Raw genomic sequence first — 23,443 nt, forward strand, 5'->3', positions numbered from 1 at the left:
CTGCGATCTTTTCAGCGATGAACGAGGATTTTTCATAAGCAGGCTAATAAATCTGCTCATCCCTCCATCGTCCGGGCTGCGAAACCGCTCAAGAATGAAGTATTGTTGTGCCCATCCAAAAAACGTCAGAAGCCTTGAACCGTTTCGACGGTTGTTCAGTGATAGAGGGTGTCATGGGTAACGAAAGCATCAATTGGGACAAGCTGGGTTTTGACTACATCAAGACCGACAAGCGCTATCTGTCGTACTTTCGCGATGGCGAGTGGGACAAAGGCACCCTGACCGAAGACAACGTGCTGCACATCAGCGAAGGCTCGACTGCCCTTCACTATGGCCAGCAGTGCTTCGAAGGCATGAAGGCCTATCGTTGCAAGGACGGCTCGATCAACCTGTTCCGCCCGGATCAGAACGCCCTGCGTATGCAACGCAGCTGCGCGCGTCTGCTGATGCCGACCGTTGATACCGAGCAGTTCATCGAAGCCTGTAAGGAAGTGGTTCGTGCCAACGAGCGCTTCATTCCGCCTTATGGCACCGGCGGCGCGCTGTACCTGCGCCCGTTCGTGATCGGCGTGGGTGACAATATCGGCGTGCGCACTGCCCCCGAGTTCATCTTCTCGATCTTCTGCATCCCGGTCGGCGCCTACTTCAAGGGCGGCCTGACCCCGCACAACTTCCAGATCTCCAGCTACGACCGCGCCGCCCCACAAGGCACCGGCGCAGCCAAAGTCGGCGGCAACTACGCAGCCAGCCTGATGCCGGGCTCGAAAGCCAAGAAAGCCAACTTCGCTGACGCGATCTACCTAGATCCGATGACCCACACCAAGATCGAAGAAGTCGGCTCGGCCAACTTCTTCGGGATCACCCACGACAACAAGTTCATCACCCCGAACTCGCCGTCGGTTCTGCCAGGCATCACCCGCCTGTCGCTGATCGAACTGGCGAAATCGCGTCTGGGCCTGGAAGTGGTTGAAGGCGACGTGCTGATCGACAAACTGTCGGACTTCAAAGAAGCCGGCGCTTGCGGTACAGCGGCAGTGATCACGCCGATCGGTGGCATCAGCTACAACGATCATCTGCATGTGTTCCACAGCGAGACAGAAGTCGGCCCTGTGACCCAGAAGCTTTATAAAGAGCTGACCGGTGTACAGACCGGCGACATCGAAGCGCCAGCGGGTTGGATCGTTAAGGTTTGATTTGACGGCTCTGGATGTATAAAAGCCTCCCACCGAGTGATTGGTGGGGGCTTTTTTGTTGTGGTGATAAAGATCAAAAGATCGCAGCCTTCGGCAGCTCCTACATGATCGCCTGATCTTTTGATCTTCTATTTCAAGGCAATCCTTTTTCCGGCACGACTGGCGATCCCACTCGCCTGCCCGTTCTGCTGCTTCCCCATCCGCGCCTGCGTAATCAGTCCAGGAATCAACTCCCCCTCCGGCAGATTCTTCCAGAACCGCACCGGCAAATGTCCCTGCATGACCTTCGGATTCAACCGCGCCGGATTGAAGATGTGGCTGTAATACGTCAACCACAGATCACCATGCGGATCATCGACGTTCTGCGCCAGTTGCTGCCATTCCACGGGGCATTGACGCTGGTGAATCAGTTGCTCGCCATCGTAATAAACCCCGTCACGCGGCGTCGCGATCAGCCAGCGATGACGGCCCATGCGCCCGATGAAATGTTCGCTGGCACTGTGCAGGATGTCGTGCGCCGGTTCGTGCCACGCCACGTATTGCGGGCCAGCGCTGGCTGACGGGCGTTCGATGAAGCGCACAAACGCATGCAGGTGATGGGCTTCACGGCGCACCTGTTTGATACGTCGCTGCAACTCGCTGCCAAGCTTGTCTCCGGCGAGCATGGCCGTGCGATCGCCATGGCTGACCCGCCACAGCACTTCATACAAAAGGCTCCAGCGTTGATCGCCGCGGTATTGCGCCGCTTGTTCCAGCGTATCGAGCAATGCACGCGGAATCCGCGCCATAAACGGCCCCTGACCTTCTGGAACTGGAGCATCACTGGCGAACAGGTCTCCCACCCCTTCCGACGCCCAACTCACCAGACTTGGATCGATTTCATGGCTCAGCAGCCAACGCGCTTGCTGACGCCACGTCTCGAACAGATCGTCGCAGTCAAGATTGATCATCCCCACAACCCCATCTGTTGCGGCATCGGCCGGTCGCGCAATTGCTGATAGAGCAAATGGCTGGTGACTTCGGCCTGCTGTGGGTGGTAATCGCTGGTGATGATGAACGGCTTGGCCTTGGCCAGCACGCAGCGCATGCGCGCGACGTCTTCGTAGCGGATTCGGCGCTGACGACGCAGCTCGACCAGGCGTTCGGTGGTGCGCAGGCCGATGCCAGGGATACGTGAGATCAGAGACGCTTCGGCACGGTTCAGATCCAGCGGGAACACTTCACGATTCTGCAGTGCCCACGCCAGTTTCGGGTCGATGTCCAAGGCCAGATTGCCCGGGCCCTTGAGCAGTTCGTCAGCGCTATAACCGTAGCTGCGCAGGAGGAAATCGGCTTGGTACAAACGGTGTTCACGCATCAATGGCGGCGCGGCGAGGGGCACGCTTTTCGGGCTGTCGGGGATCGGGCTGAATGCAGAATAATAAACCCGCCGCAAACGGAAGTTGCCGTACAGCGACTGCGCACTGTGCAAAATTGTGCTGTCGTCGGTGTCATCGGCGCCGACGATCATTTGCGTGCTCTGCCCAGCGGGCGCGAACTTCGCTGATCGGGGTTCATTGAGAACGGTTTGCACACCGGTGTAGATGGTGTTCATGGCCAGCTTGATCGAGCCGATATCCTTCTCCGGCGCCAACGTCTGCAGGCTGGCGTCGGTGGGCAGTTCGATATTGACGCTCAAACGATCGGCGTAACGCCCCGCTTCTTCGATCAGCGCAGGATCGGCTTCGGGGATGGTTTTAAGGTGGATGTAACCGCGAAATTCATGTTCTTCGCGCAGCAGCTTCGCGACGCGTACCAGTTGCTCCATGGTGTAGTCCGCCGAGCGGATAATTCCGGAGCTGAGAAACAAGCCGCTGACGCAGTTGCGCCGGTAGAAATCCATGGTCAGCGCCACCACTTCTTCCGGCGTGAAACGTGCGCGGGGGACGTCACTGGAACGGCGATTGACGCAGTATTGGCAATCGTAGAGACAGAAATTGGTCAGCAGAATCTTCAACAACGACACGCAGCGCCCGTCCGGCGTATAGCTGTGGCAAATGCCCATGCCATCGGTCGAGCCCAGACCACTCTTGCCCTCGGAGCTGCGTTTGGGCGCACCGCTGCTCGCACATGACGCGTCGTACTTGGCGGCGTCGGCGAGAATGCTCAGCTTGTCGATGATTTGCATGGCGCGGGCTCTTTACTGTTTGGATATACAGTATAGCGTCGCGAGCTTGCGCACAAGGTTGGGCACGACCCCTCGTCGGCTTGGAGCGAAGATCAAAAGATCGCAGCGTTCCGCAGCTCCTACGTAGATTCCGGATCGGGGTTCATCGGGTGTACACACGTCCTGTAGGAGCTGCCGAATGCTGCGATCTTTTGATCTGGCCTTTATCAATCGCCACCTCAACACCAAACCGAGCCCCGAATTCCCTGCGCCCTACGGCCGTCAACGCCAACGCCCGACTGTCCAGATCCTGCGTCACCCACTTACGCCGCAACGCCGCTTGCAACAACGCCGCCCCTAACGAGCCACCCAGATGCGGACGACGCATGCTCCAGTCCAGACAAGGACAAGCAAACTTGCGGCGCAACGTGCTCAAATCCTGCACCTCGATACCCAGACCTTCAAACAGCGCCGCGCCACTGTCACTCAAGCGATACGCCTGCTCGTCGGTCTCCACCAGCCATCCGGCCTCGATAAATCGGTCATGCAGCAACACCGCCAGCGTCCCCGCCATATGGTCATAGCAAGTCCGGGCGAATTGCAGACGATCCGGCGTGTGCGGCTTGAACGTCGGCGCGGCGCTTTGGCCAATCACCATCAAGGCTTCCAACGCCTGGGCGACGCGCTGATCGGCGAGGCTGTAATAACGATGACGGCCCTGCACATGCAGACGCACCAGCGCGAGATCCTTGAGTTTGGCCAGGTGCGCACTGGCCGTGGAGGCGCTGACCTCGGCGATGGCCGCCAGCTCCGTAGGGGTGCGGGCGTGGCCGTCCATCAGCGAGCAGAGCATTTTCGTACGCGCCGGTTCCGCGATGGCGGCGGCCACCTGCGAGACGCCGATGTCTTGATGTTCTGCGTGCATATTTCGCTCCCGGACGAATCGTCGTCGCTGAGGACTGACGATACTCGCATCACTTTCCTGACGACAAGGCTGCGAACCATGGATCCGATCAACGCTGCGACTCATACCGATCCCTATCCTTATTACGCATCGCTGCGTGCTCAAGGAGGCTTGGTGTTTCATCAGGAACTGAAATTGTGGCTCGCCAGCAGCGCCCGTGCGGTGTGCGCGGTGTTGGCGCATGCCGATTGCCGCGTGCGTCCTGCACAGGAACCGGTGCCGAAAGCGATTGCCGGCGGCATGGCCGGCAAGGTGTTCGGCCAGTTGATGCGGATGAATGATGGCGAGCGTCAGCGTTGCCCGCGTTCGGCAATCGAGCCTGCGCTTGGGCTGATCAATAAAGCCGAGGTTCGCGCCTTGGTGGCTGCACGGTTAATAAACGTGGACGCCGACGGCTTATATAAAGCCATGTTTCGCGGGCCTGTTTGCGTGGTCGCGGCGCTGCTTGGTTTTACCCCGGCGCAGGGCCGGGCGATCAGTGCGCTGACGGCGGATTTCGTCGCCTGTCTCTCGCCGTTGAGCAATGACCTTCAATTGGCGGCGGCGCATGCGGCGGCTGAGCAGTTGCGCGGGTATTTCATCGAGTTGCTGGCTGAGGCGGACAGCGCTTTGCTGACGGAAATTCAGCGGCGGTTTGAAGGCGATGAAGAAGCGCTGATCGCCAATTTGATCGGGCTGTGTTCACAGACTTATGAAGCCACGGCCGGGTTGATTGGCAATGCTTTGGTGGCGCTAAAGAGTCGGCCCGATTTGCGTGAGGCGTCGATGGAAGCGGTGTTGGCGGAAGTGCAGCGTTTTGATCCGTCAGTGCAGAACACGCGACGGTTTGTGGCGCAGTCCTGCGAGATTGATGGGGTGCGCGTTGAGGCTGGAGATGTGATTCTGCTGTTGTTGGCCTCGGCCAATCGGGATCCGGCGTTGAACGAGCATCCTGACCAGTTTTTGCTGGATCGCCCGAACCGGCGCAGTTTCAGTTTCGGCAGCGGACGGCATCAGTGTCCCGGGCAAGCGCTGGCGATGGAAATTGCCAGTGCGACTGTCAGAGAAATCCTCGATCACGGTGTGAATCTGGAGCGACTGGCCTGGCATTACCGGCCTTCGCTGAATGGACGGATGCCGATGTTCAGTTTCGTGGGTGACTGATAGGCCGCCTTCGCGAGCAAGCTCGGCTCCTACAAGGATTTGCGCGTCGCCGATCAACTGTAGGAGCAAAGCTTGCTCGCGAAAGGGCCCGGAAAAACGCAGCATCATTTCGGCATCATCCACAAGGCTACAGCGCCTTGCGCCTTTGCCTACAACTACGCCAGAATCCGCCGGCTTGTGCGGTTTGGGGGCTGCCGGTAACTTGGTTCGCGTCACTGAATGTTCAGTGATCGGGTTTAGTCGCCCGGTTTTTCTCCAAGTCGCACGCAGTCATTCAGTCAGGCTTTTATAGCTGTGCTTAATGGTGGCTATGCGTAGGGCGCCTTCGGGTGCGCCGGTAAAGCTTGGAGTCCCGGTCGACTAACCTGCGCATAGCTGCCACCCGTTCGTTTAGTCGCGATGCGGGTGACGGCAATATTGGAGACTCTAAGCAAATGATTAAGCCGACACCAAATCCGCCAGAAGCGGACGCCATACCCGAATCTGATCCGACGTCCCCCTACTCCACCCTCCACCCGACAAAACTGAGTGACGCCGCCGAACGCGCCCTCGATCACTACCTCAAACCCCACGTCCCGACCCAGCGACAACCCAGCACCATGTTCCTCGTCGCACCGAACATGGACACCGAATCCCTGCTGGCTCACGCCTGCGAATCCATGGCCTCCGCCAGCATCATGCTCAGCGACTTCGCCGGCCTGCTCGAAACGCCCTACCGCAACACCCTGCTCGGCATCCAGCAAGTCGTCATGCTCGGCGAACTCGCCGTCAACCGCGCCCTCGACAACCTCGAACCGCCCACCCGAAACTGAGACTGAAAACTGTGGCGAGGGAGCTTGTCGAATCGTCACACCGTCCCGCTCGGCTGCGAAACAGTCGCAAAACCGGTATCTGCGGTGTATCTGAATTACCCGGATCGAATGGTTTTAGGGTTGCTACGCAACCCAGCGGTAGCAAGCTCCCTCGCCACAAAAAAGCAGGCCGTCTGAAACCAAGGAAACAGGCTATGAACCCATGAAGGATCATCCAGACCACAATCAATGCTTTTCAAGTATTTGGGATGCACTGGAAGACACCCCGCAGCACGCAGCCGATATGCGTCGGCGAGCCAAACTGATGCGTACGCTTTGCGAGACCGTTAAGAGCTCGGATGACCCACCGAAGAAAGCAGCCAAACGACTTGGAATCAGTGAGTTTCAGCTCAAGGATTTGTTAAAGGGCAAAATCGATAAGTTTTCGCTCAGTAAGTTGTTAAACCTGTCGCCCCAACCATGATTTTTACACTTGTAACAAGCACTAGAGCTTCAGACTCGTCCTACATCTAACTGATGCATATTGATTTAGCGTCCACATCGTTTTTTGACGATGGAACAAGGACGCTCATGCCTCTTAGATCTAACATCCCTCGGGTTCAAAACCCACCCGCTGGTGACGGGCACCACATCACCACACGCTACATGACCGCCACCGAACTGGCAGAACGCGACGCCAGGCAAACAGCTTACGAAGATATGTTGGCCAGACAGCAAGCTTACGAAAATCGACTTATCAAACAACCGATACAAGTTCAGCCCGAAACAAAAGGTTGTGTATTTGCCAAGAGCTGCAAGCTTCCGGATGGTGTCATCAATCATGCCAGCAACGCCGGATTCATCCCTGTCGAGAAGCTGGCCGATTTTGGAGAGTTGGCCCTGTTAGGCGGGCGCGAAAGAGATGCCCTTGGAAATATCCCCTTAAAAAGAATCGGCGGCAGCAACTTGCCCACCACAGTGGGAACCCTTGCTCTAGGTACGATTGCGACTGCAAGCTCCAACGCCGGCATCGTCGGTGGAGCTAGCGTAATGTCGGCAGGTGTCGCTGCCGGTGCAATGATCGGTATGGTTGCGTTGCTTTGGCCATCCAGCTTGGGAGACAGTTCGCTTTATACAGAAGAACAACTGAAATCACTTGAGAAAGGCCGCAGTCGCGTCCGACTGCATGTAGAGCAACAGGCTGATGGCACTTTGAAGGGGTATGGATTCAACACCCAGACCCGCAGCGATTGGGAAATGATTCCTGTCGTTCAATTTGTCGAACACGGCAATCAGCGAGTCGCAAACTTCGGCAACGGTGCAACGCTGATCTGGACGCCGGCCATTGACTCATCCAGCACCTTGGGTATTCCACCGCTGGAGGCTTCGCCGCAAACTCCACACATCTGGATTTACCCTCCGACCGAACAAGCAGACAGGATCATCGTCAATCCGGTTTACCCACCGGAGTACCAGGATTTTATTCTGGTGTTTCCGGCTGACTCAGGGGTGCCGCCTCTGTATGTTGTGCTTTCAAGACCCGCTCTCGGCGGTGATATCAAGTACCACAGGCCCCCGGTAGCTCTCCCCGCATTCCCGGATACCTTTCCTGTCAAATCCAAAAGCAGCGTTCAAGGCGGCGGTAGCAGACGAAGCCGATGGAAAGACAGGAAGGGTCGAATTTACGAGTGGGACAGTAAGACTGGCGCGATTGAGCTTTATAACAAGCAGGGCAAACATCTTGGCGAGTTTAACCACGAGACAGGGGAGCAGATCGATCCAGCAGACCCTGAAAGATCAACCCCAAAATGACCAGGAGGTTACTGATGTTTTTATGGATTAGCGGTTTTTTGAAAGATGATGACTACGATGACTCATTAAAATATGAGTTCACTGTAAATCAAAAATCCGAACCCGCCGTGCTCGCCGTACTGGGCTGGAAGAATTTGGATGATAGCCCTGATGGAGAGTGGCTGCTGACAAGTGATCAAGTTCAACAAATCAGCGAAGTAATTGCTGAGCAACTACCTATGGAGCTGGATGTATTCATTGGCGTAAGAGGTTAACCCCGCTGAACCTTGAATATGACGATTCATCAATATCCCGCGAACACGCGATAGGACTTCTTGCTAGCGGCGTTAACAAGAGCGTCATTATCGGATTGATTTCTATTGGATTAACCGAGGAAGACAGAGCTTGGGCAGAGGACATCTGCCTGAAACACCTCTCCAGCGAAACCGAAGCGATTGTGGCGTCCGCAGTTACTGCTCTCGGCCACATCGCTCGTCGGCATGGCGAACTGGGTACCGAAACGGTCTTGCCGGCGCTGGAAATAACCAAGGAGAGATTTCCCTCTCTCGTAGGGACGATCGAAGATACGCTTGACGATATCGACGTATTCACCTGATACGCCGAATGTCATTTGGATGAGGGCAAGTCCCTCATCCAGCCCAATAGCCGTCCGCCATCTCAATCCTCCCGCGTTAAAACCTCCAACAACTCAATCTCAAACACCAGATTCGAATTCGGCGGAATCTTGCCCATCGTCCGCTCGCCATAACCCAAATGCGCCGGCACCAGCAATTTACGCTTGCCGCCCACCTGCATCCCCATCAGCCCTTGATCCCAGCCCTTAATCACACGACCGGTGCCAATCACGCACTGAAAAGGTTTGCCACGGCTGTAGGAAGAATCGAACTCGCTGCCGTCTTCCAGCCAGCCTGTGTATTGCGTGGTGATCAGCGCGCCTTTGACTGCGGCTTTGCCCTCGCCCACTTGGAGATCGATTACCTGCAGTTCATCATTCATAACATTCGCTCTATTGTTCAGCAGGCCGCCGTTTTCCCAGAATTGCTGGCTGTTGGCAACCCGAACACGCAGATCAACGCTGTATCCGAATCGAGTGATGACGAATTAAGATAGCCAACCGCCACTACTTCACGGATCGATTCGCCATGCCGGCAGCGCCCCAATGACCCAGCTCTGGATCGGCCTCGCCGTTGGCGTGATTTTGCTGGCCGTGATTGCCGTGCTGATCTGGCGCGACTGTGAATTGCGTCGGCAACTCGCCGATTACCGAGAACTGCTGACCCGCGCAGCCGATGGCCAGAACATTCATCAAGACGGCGATGCCGAGCGCTTTAAACGTAGCCAATATTTCGCGCGCATTGGCACTTGGGATTGGGAGGTCGATACCGATCGGTTGTACTGGTCGGACGCCATCTACGGCATGTTCGGTTTCAAGATCGGTGACATCACCCCGTCCTACGCCCTCTTCTGCTCCTGCGTACACCCGGATGACCGCGTGCGGGTGCGCGACGGTGAGTTGCGTTGCCTGGAAACCGGGGAAAACCATGACGAGGAATACCGCGTGGTCTGGCCCGACGGCACGATTCGCTGGCTGCGCGAGACCGGCAACGTAGTGCGCAACGACCATGATGCGGTGATCAAAATGATGGGCGTGGTGCGCGACATCACTGAAGAAAAGGCCTCGGCCAGTTACCTCCAGCACCTCGCCCACTTCGATCCGCTGACCGGTTTGCCCAATCGTCTGGTGCTGGAGCAACGGTTGTCCGAAGCACTGGATCAGGCGCGACAAACTGAAACCCGCGTCGCGCTGGTGTTCGTCGACCTCAACGGTTTCAAAAACATCAACGACCACTACGGCCATGCCGCCGGCGACCGCGTTTTGATCACCACCGCCACCCGCCTGAAACGCATCCTGCGCAGCACCGACACCGTCGCGCGGATTGGCGGTGACGAATTCGTGGTCATCCTGCAGGGCCTATCACCCAGCCTCAACCTGCAGGACGAAGCCCGCAGCATCTGTCAGAAAATTTTCATCGAACTGTCGCCACCGATCAGCATCGGCAACGACCAGCGCCACATCGGCACCAGCCTTGGGGTGGCAGTGTTTCCGGATCATGCGACGGCGATGGATCGGCTGCTGCACATTGCCGATCTGGCGATGTATGAGGCTAAGCGCAGTGGGAATAATCAGTATCGATTGGGCGGGGAAAGCCCTGCGCGAGCGCATGCGCAGGGCTTTTGAATCCGGACTTAACGCGGAACCGGTTTCATCTCGACAATCGTCCCGTTGGTAATCATCACCATGACGTACTGATCATTTATCTGCACCCATTGTGCCTGCTCAACCGGTTTTTTCAGGCCTTTGGCTTTCCAGTCGATGGCTTTTTCGCTGCGTTGATAGATATCCGGGGCGCGGTCGTTGACCTTCAATTCGCGGTCGCTGACCGGGGATTGAACGGAGGGATCGCTTGAGGTTTGCGCCGCTTGAACAAGTGGACTTATCCCGGCAATGCCGGCGACGAGGGCCAGGCTGGCGATTAGGGTTTTGCTGTTCATCGGTGAACCTCTATTGATGTGTGATACCTGAACTCCGACTGCGGGGCGCGGGAATCATTCCGTGTTTTTGCTATGGCTGGCCGGGAAATTGTAGTCGCCGGTCATGCCGCCTTCGCTGGCAAGCCAGGCTCCCACAGGCTTTTCATGTGTCCGTAAATTTCGTGAACACAGCAAAACCTGTGGGAGCGGGCTTGCTCGCGAATGCGGTAGCCCAGGCAATATATCTAGCGACTGACACACCGCTTTCGCGAGCAAGCCCGCTCCCACAGGAGTGATGTTTTTGCGCTACCATGCCGCGCAATTTCCCGCCGAGTGAAAAGGACATCACCGTGAACACCTATCTCGTCGTCAATCTGGTTTTGCTGGCGCTGTGCGCCCTCTACGCCATGCGCGTGTTCAACTCGCTGGTGGCGCGGCGCAACGAAATCAAGAACGCCTTCGCGCAAGTCGAAGTGCAGCTCAAACGTCGTTATGACCTGATCCCCAATCTGGTGGTCATCGCCAAAGGTGCGATGGCCAACGAACGCGAAACCCTCGAAGCCGTGATCGTCGCGCGCAATGCCGCAGTGGCGGTGCTTGCAGCCGCACAGTCGCAACCGGGCAAGGCGCAAAACATCGAACAATTGGGTCAGGCCGACAGCGCGCTCAACGGCGCCGTGGATCGTTTGACCGTGACGCTCGAGGCTTATCCGGATCTGAAAGCTTCGCAGAACATGCTGCAACTGAGTGAAGAGTTGAGCAGCACCGAGAACAGAGTGAGTTTCGCGCGCCAGGCTTACAACGATGCGGTGATGGCTTACAACACGCTCAAACAGAGTTTTCCGGCGGTGCTGCTGGCGACCAGTTTTGGCCACGGCACCGATGCCGCTCCCCTTAAATTCGCTGACACATTGGCCATCAAGGTCGCTCCAAAAGTGTCGTTCTGATCCTCTTTGCCAACGGATGGCTTCATGAATTTTTTTGAACAACAGCGTCAGGCTCGACATCAGACTGCGCGGCTGATCTTGCTGATGGTCATGGCAGTTGCCTGCCTGATTCTGCTCACCAGCCTGCCCTTCGTCATCGGCGCCTTTGATCGCCGACACAACAGCGACATGGGCGCCGCCTGGCGTGCGTTGGCGTTCACCGCAACATGGGTGTCGGGCATTGTGCTGGCGGGCAGTCTGTACAAATTCTTTCAACTGCGCGGTGGCGGCAAAGTCGTTGCGCAGACGCTTGGCGGGCGCTCTGTTAACGAAGACGTGCGCACGCTGGAAGAGCGCCAGTTAATGAACGTAGTCGAGGAAATGGCGCTGGCCTCTGGTGTCCCTGTACCGGCGGTTTACCTGCTGCCGGATGAGAGCATCAACGCTTTCGCCGCCGGATTCACGACCGAAGATGCAGCGATCGGTGTGACTCAGGGTGCAATAACACTGCTGACTCGCGATGAGTTGCAAGGCGTCATCGCTCATGAGTTCAGCCATATCTACAACGGCGATATGCGCCTCAACACGCGGTTGGTGGCAGTGGTTCACGGAATACTGGTGCTGGGTTTGGCAGGCGCTTCCTTACTCGCAGGGCTAGCCAATACCGGCAAGGGTGAAAAGCGTGATGGCCGGTTGGTTTTCGTACTGGCTTGTCTCGGACTGATACTGTGCGCGGCCGGTTTTGCCGGTAGTTACTTTGGCAATCTGATCAAGGCAGCGGTCAGTCGCCAACGCGAGTTTTTGGCGGATGCCAGTGCCGTGCAATTTACGCGCAACCCCCAGGGCCTTGCCGGTGCGCTGAAAAAGATTGCCAGTCAAGGTTCGTCCTTGAGTTCACCACGAGCCCAGCAGTTCAGTCATCTGTACTTCAGCGACGGCTCAGCAAAGCCGTTGAAAAACCAGCTAGCCACTCACCCTGATATTGGCGAGCGCATTCGGCGGATTGATCCTCTTTGGGATGGCAGTTTTACCAATATCCCGGGATCAATCCAAGCGCGAACCGAGCCTCGAACCTTTCCGCATCTGTCTGACGTCTTCAGCATGGTTCCTGATTCAGCCATGGCTGTGCTTTACGAGATGAATGCGGATCAGGCTCCCATTTCTACCATCGGCGTCATCCCCCAAACTCTTAAAGATGCCGCTCACAGCACCGGTGGCGCACAGGCCATCGTCTATGGATTGCTAATTTCCCGCTCGCCTTCACTCTCGGCAATTCAACTCGATGCACTGCGAGATGATATCGACACCACAATATTCGACACCCTCAACCAGCTACATGAACCGTTATCGACGCTCAATCCCGGACTGCGCGTACCGCTTCTGGATCTCGCTATCTCCAGCCTCAAGCACCTAGACAAGAAGCCCTTCGCGGCGATGAAGCAAACCATGAACCGGCTGATAAATGCCGACAACGAAACCGAGCTACTGGAGTGGACACTGCTGCGCATCGTCGAACGCAATGTCGAGGGCGCGCCTGCGGTTCAGTTCAAGTTCGGTTTGTTCCAATGCGCGGAACAATTGCTGGTTTTGCTCAACGCCATGGCCCGCGCCGGGCAGCAGAATCAACAGGCAGCCTTGCAGGCGCTGCATTTTGCCTGGGAAGGACTGACGTTCGAACCGCCGGAAGAACTGCCGATTGAACTGGAAGAACTGGCAGGACTGGAAGCGGCGATCAAGCGTCTGCGCCATCTTATGCCGGAAGAGCGGCCCGCCCTGCTCAACGCGATGACTCGTTGTGTGATGCATGACGGCGTAATCACCGTGGCTGAGGCGGAAATTTTCCGCGCGGTGGCTGATTTGCTCGATTGTCCGTTGCCACCGTTTCTGGTCGCAACTGCTGACGCGTAGACCGCCATCGCTGGCAAGCCAGACTCCCACAGGATTGCGGGGTGCTCGCAAAATCTGTGGTCACCCCGATCAACTGTGGGAGCGGGCTTGCTCGCGAATGCGGTAGCCCAGGCAATATATCTAGCGACTGACACACCGCTTTCGCGAGCAAGCCCGCTCCCACAGGGTTGTGCGATGTCGTTAAGGGTATTGATCCGCTTTACACATCAATGCATGCCAACAATGCAATTAACATATTGTCACACCTGCGCCACCATCCGCCCCAATAACATCCGTGCGCAGACTCTCCGTGGCGCACGTCATAAAAGCGGTGGAGTACTTTGCTATGACAGCCACAATCCCTCACGGCGGCTCGCGGGCCGGCGCCATTTTCCGGGTGACCTCGGGCAACTTCCTCGAACAGTTCGACTTCTTTCTGTTCGGCTTCTATGCCACACAAATCGCGTCGGTGTTCTTCCCGGCGAGCAGTGAATTCGCATCCCTGATGATGACCTTCGCGGTGTTCGGCGCAGGCTTTTTGATGCGTCCGCTGGGGGCAATCGTGCTCGGTGCGTACATCGATGACGTCGGTCGCCGTAAGGGTTTGATCGTCACGTTGTCGATCATGGCCAGCGGCACGATATTGATTGTGTTGGTGCCCGGATACGAAACCATCGGCCTGTTTGCGCCGGCGCTGGTGCTGATCGGGCGTCTGTTACAAGGCTTCTCCGCCGGTGCGGAATTGGGCGGGGTTTCGGTGTACTTGTCCGAGATCGCCACGCCGGGCCGCAAGGGCTTTTTCACCGCGTGGCAGTCGGCCAGTCAGCAAGTGGCGATCATCGTTGCCGCCGCGTTGGGTTTCGCGCTGAACGCATGGATGGCGCCGGACGTGATTGCCGATTGGGGCTGGCGGATTCCGTTTTTCGTCGGTTGCATGATCGTGCCGTTCATCTTTCTGTTGCGTCGTAATCTGGCGGAAACCGAAGAGTTTGCCGCGCGCAAACACCGTCCAAAGATGGGCGAAGTGTTCCGCACCCTTGGCCAGAACTGGGTGGTGGTGCTCGGCGGGATGTTGATGGTCGCCCTGACCACCACCGCGTTTTACCTGATCACCGTTTATGCGCCGACGTTCGGCAAAACCGTGCTGCACCTGAGTACCTCGGATGCGCTGCTGGTGACTTTGCTGGTCGGCGTTTCGAACTTTTTCTGGCTGCCAATCGGCGGCATGTTGTCGGATCGCATCGGCCGTCGCCCGGTGCTGATCGCGATGTCACTGCTGGCACTGGCTACGACTTATCCGGCGCTGTCGTATCTGGTGCAGGCGCCAAGCTTCAGCCACATGTTGCTGTCGCTGTTGTGGCTGTCGTTTATCTACGGCATGTACAACGGCGCGATGATTCCGGCGCTGACCGAGATCATGCCGGTCGAAGTGCGTGTGGCCGGTTTCTCCCTCGCGTATAGCCTGGCGACCGCAATTTTCGGCGGTTTCACCCCGGCCATGTCGACCTTCCTGATTCAGTACACCGGCGACAAAGCCGCGCCGGGTTACTGGATGAGCATCGGCGCGCTGTGCGCATTGTGCGCGACGCTGTACCTCTATCGCCGCGCGGGCGGCCGTCTGCAACCGGTTGCCGCATAAGGAATAATGACCATGAAAAAACTCTTCAACCTCACCGCCCTCGCCCTCTTCGCGTTCAGCGCTCTGGCACACGCTGAACAACTGAACGTGATGACGTCGGGGGGCTTCACCGCTGCCTACAAAATCCTCGGCCCGAAATTCGCTGCCGCCACCGGCAACACCCTCGACACCCAACTCGGCCCGTCGATGGGCAAGGCACCGGAAGCGATCCCCAATCGCCTCGCGCGCGGTGAACACGCCGACGTGGTGATCATGGTCGGCTACGCCCTCGATGACTTGATCAAACAAGGCAAGGTCGACGCGGCTTCCCGCGTTGAACTGGCAGACTCGCGGATCGGCCTGGTGGTACGCGAAGGCGCGGCGAAACCGGACATCAGCAACGTCGACAACCTCAAGAAAACCCTGCTCGACGCACAGTCGGTGGCTTACTCCGACAGCGCCAGCGGCGTGTACATCGAGCAGCAGTTGTTCAAAAAACTCGGCATCGAAGATCAACTGAAACCGAAAGCGAAGATGATCCCGAAAGTCCCGGTGGGCTCGGTGGTTGCCACTGGCGACTATCAACTGGGCTTCCAGCAAGTCAGCGAATTGCTGCCGGTGCCGGGGGTGAGTTTTGTCGCGAAGATTCCGGAATCGGTGCAGTCGGTGACGCGTTTTGCTGCCGGTATTCCGGTGAACGCAGAACACCCGGCCGAGGCGAAAGCCTTGCTCGCTTATCTCGCCGCGCCCGCCGCCCAGGCTGACGTGCAAGCGACCGGGCTGGATTCGGTCAAGCGCTGACTTCTGGCGGCAAGACTTTCATTTCCACCACCAGCCGCTCCAGTTCCAGTGCCGCCGGGGTCAACGTACGATCCCGGCGCTTGATGATGCCGACACTGCGCATCACCTGCGGATCGGTCAGCGGCACCCGCGTCAGAATCGGATGATCCGGCCCCGGCATCGCCATCAACGGCACCGCCGCCACGCCCAACCCGGCCTCCACCAAACCGATCATCGTCGTCACATGCAGGGTTTCGCAGATACTTTGACGCTGCGGCACCACCCGGCTCAAGGCCTGATCGAGCAAAAAGCGATTGCCCGAGGTCTTGTCCAGCGAGATGTAATCTTGCTGATAAAACTCGTCCCACGTCACGCTGCTGCGCCCGGCCAACGGGTGATCGCGGCGACAAGCGACCACGTAGCACTCCTGCACAAGCGGTTCAAAATCAACTTTGGCATCCTGCGTGCCCATAAAACTCAAACCGAAATCCGCCTCGCCGTTGACCACGGCGGTAAGGACATCGTGGGCGCTGGAGTCGAGGACTTTGACCTTGATCCGCGGAAATTGCTGGTGATAGCGGGCGACCACGCGCGGCATGAAGAAGTACGCGGCAGACGGCACGCAGGCGACGGTGACGTGGCCCAATCGGGTCGAGGCGACTTCGCTGATGCCGAGCAGCGCGACATCCAGATCATCCAGCAAACGCTCGACGCTGGGCAGAAACCCGCGTCCGGCCTGAGTCAGGCTGACTTTGCGCGTGGTGCGCTCGAACAGCTTTACCCCGAGCGCGTCTTCGAGCTTCTCGATGCGCCGGCTCAGGGCTGGTTGCGACAGCCGCACGGTGTCGGCGGCCTTGCGAAAACTGCCCTGCTCGACCACCGCGCGAAAGGCTTGCAGGTCGTTGAGATCGAAGTTGATGGCCATGGCGGACTCGCAGGGATTGATACGCAGGGGTTCTAAATGTAACCAATTGATGCAAATTATTACAGAGCACATCTGGATCCCTGTAGGAGCTGCCGAAGGCTGCGATCTTTTGACCTTTCATTTTTGGAGGCGAAACAAAGATCAAAAGATCGTCCGATCGCGGCCCGAGCCTTCGGCAGCTCCTACAGGGTGTGTCCAAGGGATGCGATGCGCGGTTTTGTGGTGCATCGCGAGGCCAGCCCTTATCCTTGCCGCATTCGCCGTACCGTTGTCAGGAGTAAACCCATGCCCCATGAAGGCAATTTGTTACAAGCCATCGTCGTCTTTCTATTGGCGGCGGTGCTTATCGTGCCTTTGGCCAAACGTCTGCAATTGGGCGCTGTGCTCGGTTATCTGTTTGCCGGGGTGATCATCGGCCCGTCCGTACTGGGGCTGATCGGCAACCCGCAAAGCGTCAGCCATATTTCCGAATTGGGCGTTGTGTTGTTGCTGTTCATCATCGGTCTTGAGCTGTCGCCGCGACGGTTGTGGGTGATGCGTAAATCAGTGTTCGGCGTTGGTCTCGCTCAAGTGCTGCTGACGGCCTCGGTGATTGGTGTATTGGCGTTGTTCGCCTTCGGCCAACCGCTCAACAGCGCAATTGTGCTCGGCCTCGGTCTGGCCTTGTCGTCCACCGCTTTTGGCCTGCAAAGCCTGGCCGAGCGCAAGGAGCTGACCAGCCCTCACGGTCGGCTGGCGTTTGCGATTTTGCTGTTTCAGGACATTGCGGCGATCCCGTTGATTGCGCTGGTGCCAATGCTGGCCGGCGGCGATCACACCACCAGCGCCGCTCAAGACCTCAACCACGGTTTACAGGTGCTGGGCAGTATTGCCGTGGTCGTAGTCGGCGGCCGTTATCTGTTGCGCCCGGTGTTTCGTATTGTCGCGAAAACCGGACTGCCGGAAGTCTCGACCGCCACCGCGTTGCTGGTGGTGATCGGCACGGCGTGGCTGATGGATCTGGTCGGCGTGTCGATGGCGCTGGGCGCGTTTCTCGCCGGCCTGCTGTTGGCGGATTCGGAATATCGCCATGAGCTGGAAGCGCAGATCGAACCGTTCAAAGGCTTGCTGCTCGGTCTGTTTTTCATCAGCGTCGGCATGGGCGCCAACCTCAGTTTGCTGCTCAGTGCGCCAATTACTGTACTGGGGCTGACGCTGCTGTTGATTGGTCTGAAACTGCCACTGTTGTTTATCGTGGGACGCTTGGCCGGCGGACTGAACAAGGTCAGTGCGATTCGTCTCGGTATCGTGTTGGCGGCTGGCGGTGAGTTTGCCTTTGTAGTGTTCAAGATCGGTCGCGACCAAAACCTGTTTGATCCGCGCCTGTACGATTTGCTGGTGCTGACCATCACCCTGTCGATGGCGGTGACGCCGTTGCTGTTGTTGATCTGCGCCAAAATGGTCAGCCCGAAAGTGCAGCCGGTGGAAGTGCCGGAGAAATTCCGCGAGATCGATACCGACAGCCCGCGCGTGGTGATCGCTGGCATGGGACGGATGGGTCAGATCGTCGCGCGGATTTTGCGTGCGCAGAACATCAAGTTTGTCGCCCTCGACACGTCGGTGGAAACCATCGAACTGTCGCGCAGCTTCGGCGGTGTGCCGGTGTTCTACGGCGACCCGATGCGCCCGGAAATTCTCAACGCGGCGAAGGTTGGCGAGGCGGAATATTTCGTGATTGCCACGGACGATCCGGAGACCAACATCAAGACCGCCGAAGTGGTGCGCAAGCTGTATCCGCACATGAAAATCATCGCTCGCGCGCGTAACCGTCAGCATGTTCACCGTTTGGTGGATGTCGGCGCTGAGGCGATTCGTGAAACGTACTACTCAAGTCTGGAAATGAGCCGGCGCACGTTGGTGGGGCTTGGGTTGACGCAAGCGCAGGCCGATGCGCGGATCAAACGCTTCAAGCATCACGACGAACAGGTTCTGGAAGCGCAACATGCGGTTTACGACGACATGGCCAAGGTGCTGCAAACCGCTCAGGAAGCCAGGGCCGAGCTGGCGCGGCTGTTTGAGTCGGATCAGCTGGAAGAGGAATCGCGTAAGCCCTGAGCCCGTGTTCAATACCGAAATAATGTGATCACCCAACCCTGTAGGAGCTGCCGAAGGCTGCGATCTTTTGACTCTGATTTTAAAGATCTAGATCAAAAGATCGCAGCCTTCGGCAGCTCCTACAGGGGGATTGTGTCAGGCCAGTTCGAGTTTCAGGGTTTGCTTGACCGGCGCGGGTTCAAAGCGATCCGCCAGAAACGGCGTGATGTCCAACGGCAACGGCTCATCATTGACCAGTTTGTCCAGCAACACGCCGGTAATCGCCGAGGTCAGAATCCCGGTGCGGAAGTGCCCGCAGGCATTCAAATACCCTTGCACGCCGCGCATCGGCCCCAGAATCGGCAACTCATCCGGCGAACCCGGGCGCAATCCCGCCCACGTGCGTTTCAGGTTCACATCCTTGAGCTCTGGCAAACAGCGCACCGCGCCCTGCACCAGCCCGGCAATTTCCGGATAGGTGGTGGTGACGTCGAAGCCTTTGTCTTCGGTGGTGCTGCCAATCAGGATTTCACCGTTGTCCTTTTGCGCCACGTAGCAATCGCTGGTGGTCAGGCAGCCGTTGAGGATTTTCGACAGGCGTTCGGTCAGCAGAATCTGGCCCTTCACCGGTTTTACCGGAATACGGATGCCGGTCGCCCACTCGCTCAAATCTGCCGCCCAGGCACCGCCCGCGTTGATCAGGGTTTTGCAGTGGAACACGCCTTCTTCCGCCGTTTGCACGCCGGTCACCCGCGAACCGTGATGCAACACACCGGTCACGTTAGTGTTGACGTAGATATCGACGCCGTTCTGCCGCGCACCTTCGGTGTAGGCATCGGCGAGACGGAACGGGCTGACCTGATGGTCGCAAAGGAATTCCAGCGCCCCGCGTGCTTCGTGACTGACGCTCGGTTCAGCTGCGCGCAACTCGGCCTGATCCAGCCAGCGCACTTGATCGGCCAGATGCGGAATGCAGCCAACGATATGCTCGGCGTACAACCGATCCTCATCGTCATAGATAACGAATTTCAGCCCGGTTTTTTCGAACTTGAAATCCATTCCGTGGTTGTCCTTCAACTCACGGTGCAGCGCCGGGTACAGCGCGTTGGATTGCAGGGCGAAGTCGAAGAATGACGGCGGCAAAATGTGCGGCGTGCTCGAGTCGACTGCAACAGCGGCGCCTTGGGTTTCGCGCTTGCGGTTGGCCGACATCATGCGAAAAAAGATCACCCCGCACCCTAGGCCGACCGACTCGCCGATCGCCCACAAACCGCCGGCCGAAGCACGCGTCGCGTTGCCCGGGCGCTTGGCGTCGATCAGCGCGACTTTAAGATTTTTGCGCTTGGATAATTGATAGGCGCAGGACGCGCCGATCACGCCACCACCGGCGATGATCACGTCGTAGAACTTACTCATGGGAAACGGCCTCCGTGCCGACGGACTGAAACGCGGAAAAGGGAATCGGATCAATCGGGAAACGCGGGCGCAGCCAGCCGACATCCTTACGTCCGGTGGCCTGGCGCAAACGGTCGCTGCAATAGCCGACGCACATGCGCCCCTGACAATCGCCCATGCTCACGCGGGTGCGCATTTTCAGACTGGCGATGTCTTGCACGCCTTGCTCCAGCGCCAGGTCGATATCGGCACGGGTGGCGTGTTCGCAGCGGCAGATAACCGTGTCGGCCGCGGGCAATGCCGTCTGGCCAACCCCGCGTTCGGTGTAGCGATCGACCGCCGCGCGAAACCGCACAATGGCTTTGAGTTTGCTCAGAAAGCGGTCGCGGCGAATCTGCGCCAGTTCCTCTTCGAAGACGCCGCGTTGCAAGAGGATCGACGTGGCGGCAATTTTGCCGGCGAGCATCGCCGCTTCACCGCCGCGAATCCCGCCCATGTCACCGGCCAGATGCACGTGGGGCTGATTGCTTTGCTGCCAGATATTCGAATGGGCACTCAGATAACCGTCGTCACTGAAACCGTGATCCAGGCCCATTTGCTGACTGAGCTGCGTACGCGGGATAAAGCCGTAACCGACGGCCAGTGTCTGCGCTTCGAAACGCTCGACGCGGGCCATGTCCGGCTCCCACGTGGCCGAGTACGGCGCGACGCTGACGCTTTTCAGCCCGCCCTCGCCGTGCGCTTCGACCACACCCCAGCCGTAGTGCATCGGAATGCCGTGCAATTTCAGATAGGCCAGCATGCTCAACCCGTCGAGGAAAAGCTGTGGTTTGTTCAGCAGCGCCAGACTCTCCCGGGCGATCTTGCCGAACGCACAGGCCTCATAAACGCCAGACACCTTGACGCCGGACGCATGCAGTTGCGTCGCCACCAACGGCAGCAGGGGCCCGGTGCCGGCAATGATCACGGGGCTTTGGGGTTTGACCACGCCACTTTTAATCTGCAATTGCAGGCCGCCGAGCATGATCACACCCGGTAGCGTCCAGCCAGGAAACGGCACGCTGCGTTCGTGGCAACCGGCCGCGAGCAACAATTGTGGGTATTGGATTTCGTGCAACTGTTCGTCGCCATCAAGCACTACCAATGCTCGTGTACCCTCAGCGCCGACCACGCGGTGATTGAGACGAACGTCGATCAACCCGGCATGCTGCTGAAATTCACCGTGCAATTTGCCCAGCGCTTCGGCGTACTGCGGCCCGAGGTAATCCAGTTGCACGCCATCGCGCAATGGCCCGCGATAGACCACACCGCCCAGACGCGAAGCCTCTTCCAGCACCGTGCAACGCACGCCGTGGCGAGCCAGTTCAATGGCCGCGGCCATGCCCGCCGGCCCACCGCCAACAATCACCGGATGCAGGTTCATACAACCTCCTGCGCAGTGATGCGATTGACTTGAGTTTCAATTTGCATACCGTCGCGCACTACCGTCTGGCAGGCGCGGCGCTTGTGCCGGCCATCGATTTTCACCAGACAGCACTGGCACACGCCCATGCCGCAGTAAGCACCGCTGATCTGCTCATGGTCGTTGCGTGCGATCTGGCGCATGCCGAGGGCTTGAATGACGCTGAGGACGGTTTCGCCGATGGCGGCATCGACCGCCTGGCCGTTGATATGGACAGTCATATCCGCCTGCGCCAAGGGCTGGATATCGAAGGTTCTTACTAGGCAGTGCATTGCAATTCATCCGTGAAAAGTTCAGGGGAGTTGTGCGTCCGCTCCTTGCTGTACTACAGCGTGTCGACGTGTTCACTTCATTTGATTCGTGCGTCGCTTCGGCTACTACGTCAGCGCAGTACTTGCGCCTGTTGCACTGTAGCTCACGCCCAGCCAAGGTCTGGATCAAATACGTTAGTGAATATTCCAGAGAGAAATATTGACCCAGATCGGTAGCCGGTCATTCGGCAGAAACGAAAAAGCCGCTTGCACCCGAAGGTGCAAGCGGCCGAGGCATAAGCCCCAATAGATCAGTGTACGAACAGCGCAATCAGGATGATGATCGGGATCGGTACGCCGAGAAAAAACAGTAGAAGTGAGCGCATGGTGATGCTCCTTGTTTAACGGACTGGAGTGGTCGTGGTGTAGGTATCGACTTCAACGTACTCGACTGCATCGCGACGACGACCGCCAAAGGTGGCCGCGAGGCTGGCGAAGAAGGCACCGGCCAGCAGCGCGATGAACATCCACAGCGAAGTCCAGGCAGCGACTTTCGCAGCGGTGTCAGCCGCTTGTTGAGCTTTGACTTTGGCGTCGGCGATGGCTTTCTGAGTGCGGGCATAGACTTCATCTACACGGCGCTCGGCATCAGCCTGCGACAAGTTAGTACGTTGAGCGACCAACTGCGCCAGGTAGGTACGATCCTCGGCACTCAGCTGACCGTTGGCCAGGCTTTGCGCAAAGATGCGGGCCACGGCGCCGTGGGCAGCGTCATCGCTGACCGAAGCCGGGCGATCATCACGGAACAGGCTGTCGATGAAGTAACCGTACTGGTTGCTGTCGGTGTTCGCCGCAGCGGTACCGGCCGCCTGGGTCATGGCACTGGCTGCACCGCCCGCCACGCTGGCACCGGCCTGCACACCGCCGCTGACAATGCTGCTGACCGAGCCGACCACTAATGTTGCGGTGACCAACGTTGCCACACACCAGGCGAGGAAACCGTGCGCGGTGTCGCGGAAGTACACCTCGTCACCGTGCATGTTCGCCCACTTGACGCGCAGACGCCCGGCCACATAACCGCCCATGCCGGAAGCGATAATCTGCGTCGCCGCCAGCCACACGATTGTAGAAATACCCAGGCCCTTGGCACTCACGCCCTCCCCGGCCCACGGTGAAACAGCGGAGAAACCCAGACCGAAACCGAGCAGTACAAGGATCAACGACAATGCCGCAGCCGCCGCCGCGCCAGCGAAGATCGCGCCCCAGGACACCCCTGAGACGTTGCTCGAATCTCCTTCAAAGGCAGGATAAAACCCATCAGAGGATCTATTCATTGTTGTTCTGCTCCAGGCATGAAAAATGGTGTTACAACTCGTTCGAGAGAGGAATTGCAGCGACCGTGCCAGATGCAGAGATTTAATAAATCGTTTATTTTCAATAAGTTACAAAGAATGAACTTCCTAAGACCATGCAAATTGCAACAAGCTGTGAATTACAGCGGGTTTTATGCATTAGTCTGCATTGATCCGCAGCAAGCGAATCTGC

General features: G+C 58.0%; 23 protein-coding genes. 12 read left to right on the forward strand and 11 right to left on the reverse strand.

Annotated elements, in window-relative coordinates; all coding sequences use genetic code 11:
* Positions 1 to 173: 173 nt before the first annotated feature.
* The gene (locus AD669_RS15910; RefSeq protein ID WP_053121443.1) at positions 174 to 1,193 is read left to right on the forward strand and encodes a branched-chain amino acid aminotransferase; all 1,020 of its coding nucleotides are present in this window, start codon (positions 174 to 176) and stop codon (positions 1,191 to 1,193) included.
* A gap of 128 nt (positions 1,194 to 1,321) precedes the next feature.
* Here AD669_RS15910 and AD669_RS15915 read toward each other — a convergent pair whose 3' ends face one another.
* From AD669_RS15915 to AD669_RS15925, 3 genes are all read right to left on the reverse strand, one after another.
* Positions 1,322 to 2,143: a TIGR03915 family putative DNA repair protein gene (locus AD669_RS15915; RefSeq protein WP_053121444.1), complete on the reverse strand. Its 822-nt coding sequence runs from the start codon at positions 2,141 to 2,143 to the stop codon at positions 1,322 to 1,324.
* The gene (locus AD669_RS15920) at positions 2,140 to 3,360 is read right to left on the reverse strand and encodes a putative DNA modification/repair radical SAM protein (RefSeq protein ID WP_053121446.1); all 1,221 of its coding nucleotides are present in this window, start codon (positions 3,358 to 3,360) and stop codon (positions 2,140 to 2,142) included. The genes AD669_RS15915 and AD669_RS15920 overlap by 4 nt, the downstream gene beginning before the upstream one ends.
* A 142-nt stretch (positions 3,361 to 3,502) precedes the next feature.
* Positions 3,503 to 4,264, reverse strand: a complete 762-nt coding sequence (locus AD669_RS15925) for a helix-turn-helix transcriptional regulator (RefSeq protein WP_053121448.1) — start codon at positions 4,262 to 4,264, stop codon at positions 3,503 to 3,505.
* Between the two features lie 78 nt (positions 4,265 to 4,342).
* Here AD669_RS15925 and AD669_RS15930 point away from each other — a divergent pair, with 78 nt between their 5' ends.
* From AD669_RS15930 to AD669_RS15950, 5 genes are all read left to right on the forward strand, one after another.
* On the forward strand, positions 4,343 to 5,446 hold the full coding sequence (locus AD669_RS15930) for a cytochrome P450 (RefSeq protein ID WP_053121450.1): 1,104 nt from the start codon (positions 4,343 to 4,345) through the stop codon (positions 5,444 to 5,446).
* A gap of 434 nt (positions 5,447 to 5,880) precedes the next feature.
* Complete coding sequence (locus AD669_RS15935) at positions 5,881 to 6,258, forward strand: DUF6124 family protein (protein WP_053121452.1); 378 nt, start codon at positions 5,881 to 5,883, stop codon at positions 6,256 to 6,258.
* Positions 6,259 to 6,460: 202 nt separating this feature from the next.
* The gene (locus AD669_RS15940; protein WP_053121454.1) at positions 6,461 to 6,721 is read left to right on the forward strand and encodes a helix-turn-helix domain-containing protein; all 261 of its coding nucleotides are present in this window, start codon (positions 6,461 to 6,463) and stop codon (positions 6,719 to 6,721) included.
* Between the two features lie 107 nt (positions 6,722 to 6,828).
* Complete coding sequence (locus AD669_RS15945) at positions 6,829 to 8,049, forward strand: colicin E3/pyocin S6 family cytotoxin (RefSeq protein WP_053121456.1); 1,221 nt, start codon at positions 6,829 to 6,831, stop codon at positions 8,047 to 8,049.
* Positions 8,050 to 8,063: 14 nt separating this feature from the next.
* The gene (locus tag AD669_RS15950) at positions 8,064 to 8,303 is read left to right on the forward strand and encodes a pyocin S6 family toxin immunity protein (RefSeq protein ID WP_053121458.1); all 240 of its coding nucleotides are present in this window, start codon (positions 8,064 to 8,066) and stop codon (positions 8,301 to 8,303) included.
* Positions 8,304 to 8,413: 110 nt separating this feature from the next.
* Here the strand turns inward: AD669_RS15950 and AD669_RS28615 are convergent, their stop codons facing one another.
* Positions 8,414 to 8,659, reverse strand: coding sequence for a hypothetical protein (locus tag AD669_RS28615; RefSeq protein ID WP_172680122.1), 246 nt, complete (start codon positions 8,657 to 8,659; stop codon positions 8,414 to 8,416).
* Positions 8,660 to 8,706: 47 nt separating this feature from the next.
* Positions 8,707 to 9,045, reverse strand: coding sequence for an FKBP-type peptidyl-prolyl cis-trans isomerase (locus AD669_RS15960; protein WP_053121462.1), 339 nt, complete (start codon positions 9,043 to 9,045; stop codon positions 8,707 to 8,709).
* A gap of 163 nt (positions 9,046 to 9,208) precedes the next feature.
* Between AD669_RS15960 and AD669_RS15965 the strand changes: the two genes are divergently transcribed.
* A complete protein-coding gene (locus AD669_RS15965) occupies positions 9,209 to 10,288 on the forward strand; it encodes a sensor domain-containing diguanylate cyclase (protein ID WP_053121464.1) in 1,080 nt (359 codons plus the stop codon).
* 8 nt (positions 10,289 to 10,296) lie between these two features.
* Here AD669_RS15965 and AD669_RS15970 read toward each other — a convergent pair whose 3' ends face one another.
* A complete protein-coding gene (locus AD669_RS15970; protein ID WP_053121466.1) occupies positions 10,297 to 10,602 on the reverse strand; it encodes an RcnB family protein in 306 nt (101 codons plus the stop codon).
* Positions 10,603 to 10,925: 323 nt separating this feature from the next.
* Here AD669_RS15970 and AD669_RS15975 point away from each other — a divergent pair, with 323 nt between their 5' ends.
* From AD669_RS15975 to AD669_RS15990, 4 genes are all read left to right on the forward strand, one after another.
* Entirely contained in the window at positions 10,926 to 11,528 is a 603-nt protein-coding gene (locus AD669_RS15975; protein WP_256218868.1) for a LemA family protein, read from the forward strand.
* A 24-nt stretch (positions 11,529 to 11,552) separates the two neighbouring features.
* Entirely contained in the window at positions 11,553 to 13,415 is a 1,863-nt protein-coding gene (locus AD669_RS15980) for a M48 family metallopeptidase (protein WP_053121468.1), read from the forward strand.
* Between the two features lie 325 nt (positions 13,416 to 13,740).
* Positions 13,741 to 15,033, forward strand: coding sequence for an MFS transporter (locus tag AD669_RS15985; RefSeq protein WP_053121470.1), 1,293 nt, complete (start codon positions 13,741 to 13,743; stop codon positions 15,031 to 15,033).
* A gap of 12 nt (positions 15,034 to 15,045) precedes the next feature.
* Entirely contained in the window at positions 15,046 to 15,813 is a 768-nt protein-coding gene (locus AD669_RS15990; RefSeq protein WP_053121472.1) for a substrate-binding domain-containing protein, read from the forward strand.
* Here AD669_RS15990 and AD669_RS15995 read toward each other — a convergent pair.
* Positions 15,803 to 16,717, reverse strand: coding sequence for a LysR family transcriptional regulator (locus AD669_RS15995; RefSeq protein WP_053121474.1), 915 nt, complete (start codon positions 16,715 to 16,717; stop codon positions 15,803 to 15,805). The two genes, AD669_RS15990 and AD669_RS15995, sit on opposite strands and share 11 nt — an antisense overlap.
* A 285-nt stretch (positions 16,718 to 17,002) precedes the next feature.
* Between AD669_RS15995 and AD669_RS16000 the strand changes: the two genes are divergently transcribed.
* Positions 17,003 to 18,811: a monovalent cation:proton antiporter-2 (CPA2) family protein gene (locus AD669_RS16000; RefSeq protein ID WP_053121475.1), complete on the forward strand. Its 1,809-nt coding sequence runs from the start codon at positions 17,003 to 17,005 to the stop codon at positions 18,809 to 18,811.
* A 135-nt stretch (positions 18,812 to 18,946) separates the two neighbouring features.
* On the opposite strand, the gene hcnC is transcribed toward AD669_RS16000, so the two are convergent.
* The 4 genes from hcnC to AD669_RS16020 form a co-directional block, all read right to left on the reverse strand.
* A complete protein-coding gene (gene hcnC / locus AD669_RS16005) occupies positions 18,947 to 20,206 on the reverse strand; it encodes a cyanide-forming glycine dehydrogenase subunit HcnC (RefSeq protein WP_053121477.1) in 1,260 nt (419 codons plus the stop codon).
* On the reverse strand, positions 20,199 to 21,608 hold the full coding sequence (gene hcnB / locus AD669_RS16010; protein WP_053121481.1) for a cyanide-forming glycine dehydrogenase subunit HcnB: 1,410 nt from the start codon (positions 21,606 to 21,608) through the stop codon (positions 20,199 to 20,201). The genes hcnC and hcnB overlap by 8 nt, the downstream gene beginning before the upstream one ends.
* A complete protein-coding gene (hcnA, locus tag AD669_RS16015) occupies positions 21,605 to 21,919 on the reverse strand; it encodes a cyanide-forming glycine dehydrogenase subunit HcnA (RefSeq protein WP_053121483.1) in 315 nt (104 codons plus the stop codon). The genes hcnB and hcnA overlap by 4 nt, the downstream gene beginning before the upstream one ends.
* A 380-nt stretch (positions 21,920 to 22,299) precedes the next feature.
* On the reverse strand, positions 22,300 to 23,232 hold the full coding sequence (locus AD669_RS16020; RefSeq protein ID WP_053121485.1) for a hypothetical protein: 933 nt from the start codon (positions 23,230 to 23,232) through the stop codon (positions 22,300 to 22,302).
* Between the last annotated feature and the right edge of the window lie 211 nt (positions 23,233 to 23,443).

Origin of the sequence: Pseudomonas sp. P1.31 (assembly GCF_001269815.1) — a bacterium.
Taxonomy (GTDB): domain Bacteria; phylum Pseudomonadota; class Gammaproteobacteria; order Pseudomonadales; family Pseudomonadaceae; genus Aquipseudomonas; species Aquipseudomonas rustica.